The following is a 14148-nucleotide window of genomic DNA, read 5'->3' as shown; positions in this document are numbered from 1 at the left end:
AACAGACGCTTGTTCGGGCAGGCCTCCGGCGGGCGGTGGGCTCCGGATAGGCTGGGCGGATGACGCGAGCCGAGCAGCCAACGGTCGTGAGCCCCACCTCCGACGCACTAGCCGCAGACTCACGCGAGCGAGCCGTACGAGCCCTGCTGCGCCTTCCTCCGCTCAGGCGGTTGTGGAGCGCACAGCTCGTCGGCAGTACCGGCGACGCCCTCGCCCTTCTCGTGTTGCTGTTGCTGTCGCTTCAGGCGGCGATTTCGGAAGGGTCGTTCGGCGGTGGTTATCGCGGTGCGGCCTTCGCGGTCGCCGCGGTGTTCGGGGCTCGGATCCTTGCCACCTTCCTCTTCGGAGCCCTCCTCCTGGGCCCGGTCTCCACGCTGACCGCGCCGTCGGGACCACTCGACCGCCGCTGGACGATGATCGGGGCGGACGGGCTGCGGCTCGCCCTGCTGGTCGTCGCACCGCTGTGGATCGACTGGACCCCGGACAGGGCCCAGGCCGTACTCCTGAGCACCGTCTTCGTCGCCGGTGTCGCCGAGCGCTTCTGGGCGGTCGCCAAGGAGAGCGCCGCCCCCGCACTGCTGCCCGCGCCGCCTCCGGAGGGCGCGTCGGTGCGGCCGCTGCCGGACCACCTGGACGCGCTGCACCGGCTGTCGCTGCGTACGAGCTTCGCCGCCCTTCCCGCGGCTGCCGCCGTGCTGCTGACGGCGACGCTGGTCGGCAATCTGTTCGGTTCCGGCATCGCCTGGTTCTCGCAGCACCAGGCGGCCCTCGGGTCGTACGTCGCCGCGGGGCTCTTCGCCGCGTCCGTGTCGACGCTGTACTTCCTGGAGCTGCCCGACGCGCAGACGCCCCGCGCGCGCTCCCCCCTGGAAGGCTGGCGCCGGCCCAGGACCGGCACGGGCTTCGACAAGGGACGCACGGGCGCGATCCGGCTCCTCGTCGTGGCCTGCGCCACGGTCGCCGGAGCCGTCGCCGCCGCGGCGGCCGTCGCCGTACTGCACGCGAAGGACCTCGGCGGCGGTCCCGTCACCTTCGCCCTGCTCTTCCTCGCCCTGACCGGCGGCACCGTCATCGGCATCCGCAGCGCGCAGAAGGTGCTGCCCACGCTGTCCCGGCGCCGGCTGCTGTCGCTCGCGATCGCCGTCACGGGCGTCGCACTGCTCGCCATGGGCCTGGTGCCCGACACGGCGACCGTGCTCATGGTCACTCTGCTCGCGGGCTTCTCCGCCGGAGTCGCCGCGAACACCGGGCACACGCTGCTCGACCAGGAGACCGAGGAGTTCCGGCGGGGACGCACCACGGAGCACCTGCACGCCGTCGTACGGATCTATGTGGCCCTCGGCGTGGTCCTCGCCCCGGTGCTCGCCGCCGCGATCGGCCCGCACCACCTGAGTGGCGGCAGCTTCGTCTTCGCCCACGGCGGCGCCGCCTTCACGCTGATGCTCGTCGGCGCGCTGCTGTTGCCGGTGGCCGCGATCGTGCTCGCCAAGGCCGACGACCGGCAGGGCGTCCCGCTCCGCCGCGACCTGCGCGAGGCGCTCAAGGGTGGCGAGCCCGGCCAGGCACCCGCCGCGACCGGTTTCTTCATCGCGATGGAGGGCGGCGACGGGGCCGGCAAGTCCACCCAGGTCGAGGCGCTCGCCGAGTGGATCCGCAACAAGGGCCACGAGGTCGTCGTCACGCGCGAGCCCGGTGCCACACCGATCGGCAAGCGGCTGCGGTCGATCCTGCTGGACGTGTCGAGCGCGGGCCTGTCGAACCGCGCCGAGGCGCTGCTGTACGCCGCCGACCGCGCCGAGCACGTCGATTCCGTCGTACGCCCGGCGCTGGAACGCGGAGCGGTCGTGATCACCGACCGGTACGTCGACTCGTCCGTGGCCTACCAGGGTGCGGGCCGTGACCTGTCGCCGACCGAGATCGCCCGTATTTCGCGCTGGGCGACGGACGGGCTCGTACCGCATCTGACGGTTCTGCTCGACGTCTCGCCCCGGACGGCGCGCGAGCGGTTCACGGAGGCGCCGGACCGGCTGGAGTCGGAGCCGCCGGAGTTCCACGCGCGCGTGCGCCACGGTTTCCTGACCCTGGCCGCCGCCGATCCCGGTCGCTACCTGGTGGTGGACGCCGGCCAGGACCCGGAAACGGTCACCACGGTCGTACGCCACCGTCTCGACCAGATGCTGCCGCTCTCCGACGCCGAGGTGAAGGCGCGGGAGGAGGCGCGGAAGGCCGCCGAGGAAGAGGCGCGCCGCAGGGCCGAGGAAGAGGCCGCGCGCAAGGCGGAGGAAGAGCGTCTGGAGCGCGAGCGGCAGGAACAGCTGGCCAAGCTCCGCGCCGAGGAGGAGGAGCGCAAGCGCCGCGAGATCGAGGAGGCGCGGCAGCGCGAGGTCGAACGGCAGGCGGAGGAGGCCCGGCGACGGGCCGAGGAGGCGCGCCGGCTCGCTGAGGAGGAGCGGCTGCGTCGCGAGGCCGAGGAGAAGGCGCGGGCCGCCGAGCAGGAACGGCTGCGCAAGCGGGCCGAGGAGGAGGCCCGGCTGCGGGCGGAGGCGGAGGAACGCCGCCGTGAGAAGCAGCGCAGGGCCGAGGAGGCACTGCTGCGGGCGGAGGAGGCGCGCAGGCTCGCGGAGTCGGCGGCCGCCGCCGCGGCCGAGCCGCCGTCCGACGTGGAGACGACGGTGCCCACGCCGGTCGTCCGGCTCGACGAGGTGACGCAGACGGTGGAGCGGCCGCGCGTCGACATGCGCAAGGAGGACGCGGCGCCCTCCGCGACGCCGCCCGCTGCTCCGGCTGCTCCGGCTGGTCCCGCGATGGACGAGACCGCTGTGCTGCCGCCGGTGCGCGACACAAGGCCGATGGACGAGACCGCCGTCCTGCCGCCGGTGCGTGACGCGGGGCCCGCGGATCAGACGGCGGCGCTGCCGTCCGTACGGGACGAGCCTTCGGACCGGGTGCCGCCGGGGTTCTTCCGGGACGAACAGCCCGACGACCGCGGCGGCGACGACAACGACCGTACGCGCGAGCTGCCGTGGCTGGATCCGGATGCGGCGCACACGGGTGCGGGCCAGGGCGCCTCCGCGCGTGGGCGCCGCCGGTCGGACTGGGCGGAGGAGACGCCGCTCGACGACCTGCCGTCGCTGGCGGACGAACTGCTGGGCGGCCCGGACGCCGACGAGGACGACGGCGACCGGTGGGGCCGGGGCGGCCGCCGCCGCTGAGCCCCCGGCGGGACACCGCCCTGGTCTCCGATCCCCGGTCCCACGGCCCCGGCCCCCGGTCCTCGAATGCCGGACGGACCGGGGTCCGGGGGACCGGGGCCCCGGTGTCGGTGGGGTCGGCCACAATGGGGACGGTCGGGATTTCACGAGAACGCAAGCGCACGGCGAAGGCGGTAGCACCATGGCCGTATGGGACGACCTGGTAGGGCAGGCGCGGGTTCAGGCGCAACTGGCCGCCGCCGCCCGTGACGCCGACGCGCTCGTGACCGCCGTCGCCGACCGCTCCGGGGCCACCCTCGCCCCCGCCGCGTCGAAGATGACCCACGCCTGGCTCTTCACCGGGCCGCCGGGCTCCGGGCGGTCCACCGCCGCCCGCGCGTTCGCCGCCGCCCTGCAGTGCACCAGCCCGGACCGGGCGCTGGGCGGGGCTCCGGGCTGCGGGTTCTGTGACGGATGTCACACGACGCTGGTCGGCACGCACGCCGACGTGGAGATCGTCCGTACCGACCAGCTCTCCATCGGCGTGAAGGACACCCGCGAGCTCGTCCGGCGGGCCCAGCTGTCCCCGGCGGGCGGCCGGTGGCAGGTCATCGTCCTGGAGGACGCCGACCGGCTCACCGAGGGCGCGGGCAATGTGCTGCTCAAGGCCATCGAGGAGCCCGCTCCCCGTACGGTCTGGCTCCTGTGCGCGCCCTCCCTGGAGGACGTGCTCCCGACCATCCGCTCCCGCTGCCGCCACCTCACGCTCAGCACCCCGTCCGTGGAGGCCGTCGCCGACGTCCTGGTGCGGCGCGACGGCATCGACCCCGGGACGGCCGCGACCGCCGCGCGCGCCACCCAGGGCCACATCGGGCGGGCCCGCAGGCTCGCCACAGACGAGCGCGCGCGGGCCCGCCGCGCCGTCGTGCTCAAACTCCCGCTGCGCGTCGCCGACATCGGCGGCTGCCTGAAGGCGGCCCAGGAGCTGGTCGACGCGGCGGGCGAGGACGCCAAGCAGGTCGCCGAGGAGGTCGACGCCAAGGAGACGGACGACCTGAAGGCGGCGCTCGGCGCGGCGTCCGGCGGCCGGATGCCGCGCGGCACCGCGGGGGCGATGAAGGAGCTGGCCGACCGCCAGAAGCGCCGTTCGACCCGTACGCAGCGGGACAGCCTCGACCTCGCGCTGACCGACCTGACCGGCTTCTACCGCGACGTACTGGCCCTGCAGCTCGGTTCGCGGGTCGCCCTCGCCAACGAGGACGTACGGGACTCCCTCGACCGCGTCGCGCGGAGCTCGACCCCCGAGCGCACCCTGCGCCGGATAGAGGCGATCATCGCCTGCCGCCGGGCCCTGGACCGCAATGTCGCGCCGCTGCTCGCGGTGGAGGCGATGACGGTGGCGCTGCGCGCCGGCTGACCCCCACCGCCGAGGTTGACCGACTCACTCGTACGAGCCGCTCCCCGCACAATCCGTCATCGCCGCACTACGCTCCGAGGATGGACACCAGGCACCTGATCCGGACCTCCGCCACCGCCCTCGTGACCGCCGGGCTGCTCGTCTCCGGATGCTCGTCGGGAGGTTCGTCGCCCAGTGCCTCGGCTTCCGCGTCGCAGGAAGCGGTCCCGGCCGCCCTCAAGCCGTACTACGCGCAGAAACCGAAGTGGCGCGAGTGCGGTGCCCCCGGCTTCCAGTGCGCCACGGTGAAGGCACCCCTCGACTACAAGAAGCCGGAGAAGTCCGACATCGGGCTGGCCGTCTCCCGGCAGAAGGCCACCGGGCCCGGCAAGCGCCTCGGCTCCCTCCTGGTCAATCCGGGCGGCCCCGGCGGCTCCGCGATCGGCTACCTCCAGGCGTACGCGGCCATCGGGTACCCGGCGCCGGTCCGCGCGCGCTACGACATGGTGGCCGTCGACCCGCGCGGCGTGGGCCGCAGCGAGCCCGTCGAGTGCCTGACGGGCAAGGAGATGGACGCGTACACCCAGGTCGACCAGACCCCCGACGACCGGGGGGAGACCAACAAGCTGGTCACGTCCTTCAAGAACTTCGCGGCCGGCTGCGAGAAGCGCTCGGCCGAGATCCTGCCGCACGTCTCCACCGTCGACTCGGCCCGCGACATGGACATCCTGCGGGCGGTGCTGGGCGACGAGAAGCTGAACTACGTCGGGGCGTCGTACGGCACCTTCCTGGGCGCGACGTACGCCGAGCTCTTCCCCGGCCGCAGCGGCCGCCTCGTACTCGACGGCGCGATGGACCCGTCCCTGCCCGCCCGCGACCTGAACCGTGACCAGACGGCCGGCTTCGAGACCGCCTTCCAGTCGTTCGCCGCGGACTGCGTCAAGCGCGAGGACTGCCCGCTGGGCACCGGTACGCCGGACGAGGCGGGCAAGCGGCTGAAGGGCTTCTTCGACGAGCTCGACGCCGAGCCCGTCCCCACCGGCGAGAGCCGTCCCCTGGGCGAGTCCCTGGCGACCATGGGTGTGATCGCCGCGATGTACGACGAGTCCGGCTGGCCGCAGCTGCGCGAGAGCCTCACCCGCGCGATGGGCGGGGACGGCGCCGGCCTGCTCGCGCTGGCCGACACGTACTACGAGCGCTCCGAGGACGGCAGCTACGCGAACCTCATGTACGCCAACGCCGCCGTGAACTGTCTGGACCTCCCGTCGGCCTTCACCGGCCCCGACCAGGTCCGCACCGGGCTCCCCGCCTTCGAGAAGGCGTCCCCGGTCTTCGGCGAGGGCTTCGCCTGGACCTCCCTGAACTGCACGTACTGGCCGACCGCGCCCACCGGCACCCCGCACCGCATCGAGGCGGAGGGCGCCGCCCCGATCGTCGTGGTCGGCACCACCCGCGACCCGGCGACCCCGTACAAGTGGGCCGAGTCCCTGGCCGACCAGCTCGCCTCCGGCACCCTCCTGACGTACGACGGCGACGGCCACACGGCGTACGGCCGCGGCAGCGACTGCATCGACACGGCGATCAACACCTATCTCCTGGAGGGCACACCTCCGAAGAACGCCAAGAAGTGCTCCTGACCCCTCTCTGACCTGCGCGAAGGCGGCCCGCACGGGGCTGTGCGGAGCACCCCTCGAAACTGTGTAGACTTGTGCCCGCTGCTGATCGCACCATCGTGTCGGCAGCGGCGCCGCCTTAGCTCAGTTGGCCAGAGCAACGCACTCGTAATGCGTAGGTCTCGGGTTCGAATCCCGAAGGCGGCTCTGTGGAAGCCTCAGGACTCACTCGCCGTGACCTGGGGCTTTTGCTTTTTCGCACCCCGGGGAGTGGCCGCTCGCGCAGCGACTGTGCGCAGGGGTGAGCCGTGCGCCGTCGGTGGGAGCCGCGCCGGGTTCTGCGTGTGGTGCTGCTCGGTGACGGCGTCGCAGGGCCCGCTGCGCCGCCGGGGTGAGCAGGCCGGGGAAGCGGGTCTCCCGGCCGTCTCCGCCGTACTGGTGGGCGCAGGCCGGGGCACGGGCCGGCCCGGTGGCCCCTCCCCGCTCGACTCCGCCGTTCCGCCGTGGGATCCGGCCGAGGCCAACGCGGCTCCGAATGCCGGTGGCGGGGCGTCTCAGCGACGTGGTGGGACTGGCGGACGGTGTCACCGTCTTCGCCGCGGTCCTCGGGGGGTTCATGGTCGTCGCCGGCCGCCGACGCGTACCCGGACCCGGACTCCCCTGGCGTACGGCCCCGAACCGTCGGACAAGCCGTGTACGGGGCCGCGTCGGCACTGCTGCCGGGCCGCCGGGCGTGCGGCGTCCGCGGGGCGTGGCGGACTGAACTCCCGCCCCGCCGCACGGCGTACGGCTCCGGTTCCGTCCGGCCGGCCGGACAGAGCCGAGGAACGAAGCCGCACCCCCGTGGCAGACTCGGCGGAGGTGGAGGCGCAGGCGGGGGAGACGGAGGGGGACGTGGGGGCGTCGGAGTTGCTCATCGCCTTGGACCGGGACGGCGGCACACCACTGCAGCAGCAGGTGTGCGACCAGGTCACCGCCCTGGTGCGGTCGGGCCGGCTGCGGCCGGGCGAGGCCGTGCCCGCGTCCCGCGAGCTCGCCCGGCAGCTCGACGTGTCGAGGACCGTCATCACCCGCGCGTACGAACTCCTGCGCGCCCAGGGCATCCTCACGGCCCGGCGCGGCTCCGGCACCAGGGTCGCCGGTCCCGCGAGCGGCGCGGGCTCGCCCCGTCCGCCCCGGAAGGCGCCCACGGTGCTCGCCCCGCAGCCGCCTCGGGCCACCGACGGCGGCAACGCGCTGTGGCAGCCCTGGGAGCCGCCGCCCACCCGCCACCCGGGCGTCGCACTCGACTTCCGGCACGGCACTCCGGCGCTCGCTGACTTCCCCGTCGCCCGCTGGCGGCAGTCCCTGCACGACGCGTACGGCCGTGCCGACGTCGCCGCGCTCGGCTACGGCCCGGCCGAGGGCTCCCCGACGCTGCGTACGGAGATCGCCGCCCTCGTCCGGCAGAGCCGGGCCCTCGACGCGCACCCCGACCGGATCATGGTCACCGGCGGCGCCACCCAGGCCCTGGACATCCTCGTCCGGATGCTGGTCAGGCCGGGTGACGTGGTGGTGATCGAGGACCCCAGCCACACCGTGCTGCGCCAGGTGTTCGGCTGCTCCGAGGCGGCCGTGGTGCCGGTCCCCGTGGACGAGGAGGGGCTGCGGGTGGCCGACATCGACGCCTGTGTGCGGGCCCAGGGGCACGATCCCGGGCGGGTGAAGCTGGTGTACGTCACGCCGTCGCACCAGTTCCCGACCGGGTTCATCATGTCCGAGGGGCGGCGGCGCGGGCTCCTGAAGTGGGCACACGAGCACGGTGCGACGGTCCTGGAGGACGACTACCACAACGAGTTCACGTTCACCGCCGAGCGGCTGCCCGCGCTCGCGGCCGAGCGCCACCGGGACACCGTCGTCTACGTGGGCAGCTTCAGCAAGACGCTCTTCCCCGCGCTGCGGATCGGCTACGCGGTACTGCCGCCGCACCTCGTGCAGCCCTTCCTCGGCATCAAGTGGATCACCGACCGGCTGACGCCCACGGTGGCCCAGGAGGCGCTCGCCGACTTCATCTCCACCGGTGCGTACGCCCGCCACATCAGCCGCATGACGCGCCTGTACCGGCAGCGCAGACGCCGCCTCCTGGGGGCGTTGTACGAGCACTTCGGCGCGGAGGTCCGCATTTCCGGCGAGGCGGCCGGCCTGCACGTCCTGGTCACCTTCACCGGGGCGCGGGGCGTTCCGGAGGACACGATCGTCCGCCTGGCGGCCGGGCGCGGGGTCCGGATCTACCCCGCGTCCGGCTACTTCGTCCAGGACCCGCCGGCCGAACCGACGTTCCTGATGGGGTACGCCGCCCTGCCCGCCCCCCGCATCACCGAGGGCGTCGCCCTGCTGGCCGCCGCGGTGCGCGAGGCGGCGGGCCGCCGGCGGGACCTGCCTCCGGCCCCTCCGGCCCCTCCGGCCCCTCCGGCCCCTCCGGCTCCGTGAAGCGCGGGCGGTGGAAGCGGGCGAGGTGCGCGTGCGGCACGGTGCAGTCGAAGTGGGCCTTCGCCGTGCGGCCTTCGGCGGACAGGGTGTCCGAGTACGCGGGGGACTGCGTCGGGTCCAGGGGAAAGCCCTCCCGGTCCGGCAGGACCGAGATGTCCCGGTCGGCCTGCAGCCGTGTGCTCATCGCCCACCACAGGTCCGCGTCCGACTCCAGGTCGACGTCCTCGTCCACGGAGACGACGAGCTTGGCCATCCGGAACTCCTCCAGGACCGACTCCGCGGCCTTGCGCACCGCCTCGTCGTCGGCGGCCGACCGCTTGGCCGGCCACTGGATCACCACCATGAGCTGGCCGCCGCCCGCCGTGTGACAGTGCACTGCCCTTGCCGGTGTGCCCAGTTGCCGCAGCCTTCCGAGGACCGCCGCCTCCATTCCGAAGCCGAGCAGCACCGACTGCTCGTGCCCCGGGCCCGAGACGGTCTGCAGGATCGCTCCCTCGCGCGCCGTGATCCCGGAGATCCGGACGGCCGGCAGCCCGGGGTGCGCCCGGCCCTGGTAACCGAGGAACTCCGGTGTGGCATAGGGCCCCCGGGGGTTCTCCGGCGCCGGACCGGGCAGCAGTTCGCCCTCCAGGACGTACTCGGCGTGCGCGATGCACTCCGCGTCCACCGTCCGGCAGGACGTCAGCTCCACCGGGGCGCCGCCCAGCGCGCCCGCCACGGCGAGTTCGTCGACTCCCCCGGGAACCAGGGAGGCCGGGCAGCACGAGGAGAGCAGGACGGCCGGTCCGAGACCCAGGTGGATCGCGACCGGCAGCGGCCGGCCCTGGCGCCGGGCCGCCAGATGGGCGGCCTCCAGGTCCCGTCCCGGCACCATCCAGATCGACAGGAGGTCGGGGCCCTGTACGCACATCCGGTGGATGGACAGGTTGCGCACCCCGGTCTCCGGATGGGTCGCGAGGACCGCGCCGAGCGTCAGGTAGGGGCCCGCGTCCGCGTCGGTGAGTACCGGCACCGGCAGCGCCGTGAGGTCCGGCGCGAGCTCCGTACGGCCAGGGGCGCGTTCGCCCCGGATCCTCACCGGCGGCACGGGTGACGCCACCGCGTCGAGCAGCCGGTGCGGGAGCTGCGCCGGGGTGGTCCCGAGCAGCGCGGCCGCCCGGCGGCGGGTGCCGTACAGGCCGATGAGCACGGCCCGTGCCTCGGCACCCGCGGCACTGGGCGTGACCCGTTCGAAGAGGACCGCGGGCCCCGGCCCCGTCGGCGGCGGGGCGGGTGTCCCGGCCCACGCCGCGTACCGGGAGGAGACCCCGAACCTGGCCGGGACCTCCTCCCGCTCCCGCACCAGCTCCCCGGGCATCGGATCGAGTCCGGCGAGCGCGGTGCGCAGGTCCGCGAGGCGGCGGCGCGTCACGTCACGCCCTCCCGGGCCGCCGCCCGTCGCTCGGCGAGCCGGTCGAGCTGGAGCTCGGTCAGTTCGGCGATGAGCGTGCGGTAGGTGGCCTCCGCGATGCCGGGCGGCATGCCCTGCTCCTCCGCGAGCCGGCGCACCTTGGCGATCACCTGGTCGACTCGGCCGGGCGAGCGCACCGTCTCCTCGTCGCGCTTGTACTCGGTCAGCTCCCGCACCACCCGGGTGCGGGCGGCGAGCAGGGCGACGATCTGGCGGTCCAGGCCGTCGATGGAACCGCGCAGCTCCTCGATCCGTGCCGTGCCCGTCATGGCGCGGGCACCTCGTCGATCACGTACACGACGGTGGGCTCGCCGTCGGAGCCCTGGGAGCGGTGCCGCTCGTCGCCGGGGATGATGAAGCCCATGCCGGGGCGGCACGGCACCGAACGGTCGTCGAAGTGGATGGTGAACTCGCCCTGGAGCACGTAGCCCTGGTGGCCGCGCTCGCACCACTCCTCCTCGTTGAAGCCCGCGGGCAGCTCCATCAGGCGCACCCGCAGACCTCCGGTGTACGCGATCTTCACCCGGCCGTCGGCGCCGGGTTTGTGCCACTTCTCCCAGGGGATGGCGTCGAAGTCGATGCCGACGAGGGCGGGAGTGGTGGTGGTCATGGGGAGAGCTCTCCTCGGTAGGCGGTGCGGGTGGGTGGTGCGGGTGGTGTGTCTCAGGACGCCGAACGCTCGCGTACGACCCGCTCGTTGCGGTCGTCGAGGGGCAGCAGTGGTTCCCCGGTGGTCGCCCGGACCCTGCGCAGCAGCAGGGTCATGTCGATCATCCGGTGGACCATGCGCTCCAGCGCGTCCAGGCCCTCGGCGTCGTTCAGGCCCGGCTCCCGCGAGGTGTTGCGCAACAGCGCGGGGAAGCCGCTGCCCACCATGATCATCCGGTTGAGCAGCAGGTTGTCCACGAGCTGGTTGTGCACGGAGGCGTCGCTGTAGCGGCGGCCGGTGACGATGATCCCGCCGACCTTGTTGGCCAGCGGCCGGTCGAACCGCAGATAGCCGACGCCCGCCCGTTCGATGAAGATCTGCATGAGATGGGCGAGACCGAAGCCGTGCACGGGCACGGCGTAGATGATCCCGTCGGCCTGCTTCATCTCCTCGACGACGGCGGGCATGTCGTCCTGGAGGGCGCACGGGTCGGTCCGGTTGTTGCAGTCACCGCACGGGCTGCACGGTGAGATGCGGTGGTCGCGCAGGTGCACCTGGCGGAAGACGGCATTCCGTTCCCGCACCAGTTCACCCGCGTAGTCGAGTGCCAGATCCGTGTTCCCCCCGGCACGTTCGGACCCCGATATACCGAGGATGACAGGCCTTGCTCCGTGTACGCCTTGCATGAAACTCCCCCATGAGTCACTGGCTAGCGGTGCGGGGGCGGGCCGGTCGGGCCCGCCCCTCCTCGTACCGGTCAGTCCTTGAGCTTCCCGGCGAAGTAGTCGATGTAGGCCTGCATGTCGAAGTGGCCGTGTCCGGAGAGGGAGAACAGGATGCTCTTCTCCTCGCCGGACTCCTTGCAGGCGAGCGCCTCGTCGATGGCCGCGCGCACGGCGTGCGTGGACTCCGGCGCCGGCACGATGCCCTCGCTCCGGGCGAAGGTCACCCCGGCCTCGAAGCAGGCGGTCTGCGGGACGGCGCGGGCCTCCAGGAAGTCGAGTTCCTTGAGCGCGCTGATGATCGGCGACATGCCGTGGTAGCGCAGACCGCCCGCGTGGATGCTCGGCGGAACGAAGTCGTGGCCGAGGGTGTGCATCTTCGTGAGGGGCGTCATGCCCGCGGTGTCACCGAAGTCGTAGTCGTACTTGCCCTCGGTCAGGGTCGGGCAGGACGCCGGCTCGACGGCGATGGCCCGCACGGAGCGTCCGCCCCTCAGCTGCTCGCCGAGGAAGGGCAGCGCGAGGCCGCCGAAGTTGGAGCCGCCGCCGGCCGCGCCGATCACGATGTCCGGGTAGTCCTCGGCCAGCTCCATCTGGAGCTGGGCCTCCTGCCCGATGATCGTCTGGTGCAGCAGTACGTGGTTGAGCACCGAGCCGAGCGCGTACTTGGCGGTGCCACCGCTGCCGAGGGCCGCCTCCACCGCCTCGGAAATGGCCAGGCCCAGGCTTCCGGGGGAGTCCGGGTCGGCGGCGAGCGCGGCCCGGCCCGCCTCGGTGAGCTCGCTGGGGCTGGCGGTGACGCTGGCGCCGAAAGTCTCCATCAGGCCGCGGCGGTAGGGCTTCTGCTGGTAGCTCACCTTGACCATGTAGACCTCGCAGACGAGGCCGAAGTACTGGCAGGCGAGGGCGAGGGAGCTGCCCCACTGACCGGCGCCGGTCTCGGTGGTGAGCCGCTCCACGCCCGCCTGCTTGTTGTAGTACGCCTGCGGTACGGCGGTGTTGGGCTTGTGGCTGCCGGCCGGGCTGACGCCCTCGTTCTTGAAGTAGATGCGGGCCGGGGTGTCCAGCGCCTTCTCCAGGCGGCGGGCCCGCACCAGCGGGCTGGGCCGCCACTGCTTGTACACGTCGAGGACGGCGCCGGGGATGTCCACCTCGCGGTCGGTGGAGAACTCCTGGGCTATCAGCGCGGCCGGGAACAGGGGCTCCAGGTCGGCCTCGGTGAGCGGCTCCCGGGTGCCGGGGTGCAGCATCGGGTCCAGTGGCTTGGGCAGGTCCGCGACCACGTTGTACCAGGTGGTGGGGGTGCGGTCTTCGGACAGCAGGAACTTCGTCTGAGACATGAACACTTTCCTTGAGTGGAGTGGAACCGGTGCGGAGGCCGGGACGGCGGATACCGTCCCGGGCCCCCTAGGTGCCGGGGACCGGCGCATCCGCCGCCTGGGCAGGGGCGGCCGGGGGAACCGGAGTGGATTCGGGGTCCTTCGCGGTGACCGGGGGCCTGATCCGCAGCAGCGCGAAGGCCGCCATGCCGGCCAGCGGCGCCGCGAGGAGGACGAGGAAGACGGGCTGATGGCCGTGGGCCGTCCAGATCACGCCGAGGCCGACCGGTACGACGAGCCGGGCGAGGCCGAGCACGAAGCCGTTCAGCGCCATGAAGCTGCCGACCCGGCGCTTGTCGACGTGGTCGGCGATGTACGTGGGCACGACGACGGACACGATGATCTCGCCGAGCGTCCAGACCACCGTGGACAGCAGGATGGCCGCCAGCGAGAACCCGACGACGATCATGGCGAGGCCCAGCGTCCACAGCGCTCCCGCGACCAGCAGCAGCAACTTCGTGCCGTGCCCCCGGATGTGCTTCTCCAGGACCAGGCCGAGGCTCACCACGACGACGCTGTTGATCGTGTAGACGGCGCCGACCAGGCTCGCCGAGTCGTGCAGCACCGTGGTGACGGCGAGCGGCAGTGCGTATTCGAGGCCGATCAGCGGCACGACGTAGAAGAAGGAGACCAGGACGATCAGCAGCACGTGGCCGTGCCCGAGCGGCCCGGAACGCTTCTTCTCCCTGCGTTCCGCGGTGCCGCGCACGCGGTCCTTCGGCACCCAGACCGCGATCATCACCGCGCACACCAGGCCCGCGAGGATGTTCCCCGCGAACATGACGTGGTACGAGTAGGCCGCCGCGACACCGCCGAGCAGCGGGCCGACGCCCATCCCCAGGTTGTTGCCGACGTAGCTGATCGTGTAGGCGAAAGGGCGCTGTTCGGGCGTGGTGAGGTCGGCGACGAGAGTGTTGGACGCCGGGCTGAACATGCCCATTCCCACCAGGGCGACGAAGAGCAGGCCCGCGTACGTCCACGGCGGTCCGTCGAGCACGGCGAGGCCGAGATAGCCCGCCGCGTTCAGCAGCAGCGCGGTGAGCAGCGCCGTACGGCGGCCGCGCCGGTCGCACAACGGCCCGCTGAGCAGACTGCCGACGAGCAGCCCGGTGGAGCCGACGGAGATCAGCAGCCCCGCCTCGCCGGGGGTGAGGCCCTCGCCGCGCACCAGGTAGACGGCGAGCAGGGGGAAGACGAACATGCCCGCGCGGTTGACGAAGGAGGCGAGGAAGAGCACCCGCAACGGGAGCGGCAGTTCCTTGAACCGCGTCCACCACAT

10 protein-coding genes and 1 tRNA gene are annotated in these 14148 nt (G+C 73.0%); 5 read left to right on the top strand and 6 right to left on the bottom strand.

Annotated elements, in window-relative coordinates:
- The first annotated feature begins 59 nt into the window (after positions 1-59).
- From tmk to BN1555_RS14685, 5 genes are all read left to right on the top strand, one after another.
- Complete coding sequence (tmk, locus tag BN1555_RS14705) at positions 60-3212, top strand: dTMP kinase (RefSeq protein ID WP_093799804.1); 3153 nt, start codon at positions 60-62, stop codon at positions 3210-3212.
- A gap of 181 nt (positions 3213-3393) precedes the next feature.
- The gene (locus tag BN1555_RS14700; RefSeq protein ID WP_093799803.1) at positions 3394-4608 is read left to right on the top strand and encodes a DNA polymerase III subunit delta'; all 1215 of its coding nucleotides are present in this window, start codon (positions 3394-3396) and stop codon (positions 4606-4608) included.
- An 80-nt stretch (positions 4609-4688) separates the two neighbouring features.
- Entirely contained in the window at positions 4689-6224 is a 1536-nt protein-coding gene (locus BN1555_RS14695; RefSeq protein WP_093799802.1) for an alpha/beta hydrolase, read from the top strand.
- Positions 6225-6333: 109 nt separating this feature from the next.
- A tRNA-Thr gene (locus tag BN1555_RS14690) sits at positions 6334-6407 on the top strand.
- A 636-nt stretch (positions 6408-7043) separates the two neighbouring features.
- Positions 7044-8669: a MocR-like pyridoxine biosynthesis transcription factor PdxR gene (locus BN1555_RS14685; RefSeq protein ID WP_218058191.1), complete on the top strand. Its 1626-nt coding sequence runs from the start codon at positions 7044-7046 to the stop codon at positions 8667-8669.
- Here the strand turns inward: BN1555_RS14685 and BN1555_RS14680 are convergent.
- The 6 genes from BN1555_RS14680 to BN1555_RS14655 all read right to left on the bottom strand — a co-directional run bounded on the left by BN1555_RS14680 (position 8554) and on the right by BN1555_RS14655 (position 14148).
- Complete coding sequence (locus BN1555_RS14680) at positions 8554-10080, bottom strand: UbiD family decarboxylase (RefSeq protein ID WP_218058190.1); 1527 nt, start codon at positions 10078-10080, stop codon at positions 8554-8556. The two genes, BN1555_RS14685 and BN1555_RS14680, sit on opposite strands and share 116 nt — an antisense overlap.
- On the bottom strand, positions 10077-10388 hold the full coding sequence (locus tag BN1555_RS14675) for a chorismate mutase (RefSeq protein WP_093799801.1): 312 nt from the start codon (positions 10386-10388) through the stop codon (positions 10077-10079). Before BN1555_RS14675 ends, BN1555_RS14680 begins: the two co-directional genes overlap by 4 nt.
- Positions 10385-10729: a cupin domain-containing protein gene (locus BN1555_RS14670; protein ID WP_093799800.1), complete on the bottom strand. Its 345-nt coding sequence runs from the start codon at positions 10727-10729 to the stop codon at positions 10385-10387. The genes BN1555_RS14675 and BN1555_RS14670 overlap by 4 nt, the downstream gene beginning before the upstream one ends.
- Positions 10730-10782: 53 nt before the next feature.
- Entirely contained in the window at positions 10783-11454 is a 672-nt protein-coding gene (locus BN1555_RS14665; protein ID WP_093799799.1) for a flavodoxin family protein, read from the bottom strand.
- Between the two features lie 71 nt (positions 11455-11525).
- Positions 11526-12830: a TrpB-like pyridoxal phosphate-dependent enzyme gene (locus BN1555_RS14660; protein WP_093799798.1), complete on the bottom strand. Its 1305-nt coding sequence runs from the start codon at positions 12828-12830 to the stop codon at positions 11526-11528.
- Between the two features lie 67 nt (positions 12831-12897).
- Positions 12898-14148, bottom strand: coding sequence for an MFS transporter (locus BN1555_RS14655; RefSeq protein WP_093799797.1), 1251 nt, complete (start codon positions 14146-14148; stop codon positions 12898-12900).

Origin of the sequence: Streptomyces sp. Wb2n-11, from assembly GCF_001049855.1 — a bacterium.
Classification (GTDB): Bacteria; Actinomycetota; Actinomycetes; order Streptomycetales; family Streptomycetaceae; genus Streptomyces; species Streptomyces altiplanensis.
Note: the sequence above shows the minus strand (reverse complement) of the source record. Positions and strands in the feature narration are given on the sequence as shown.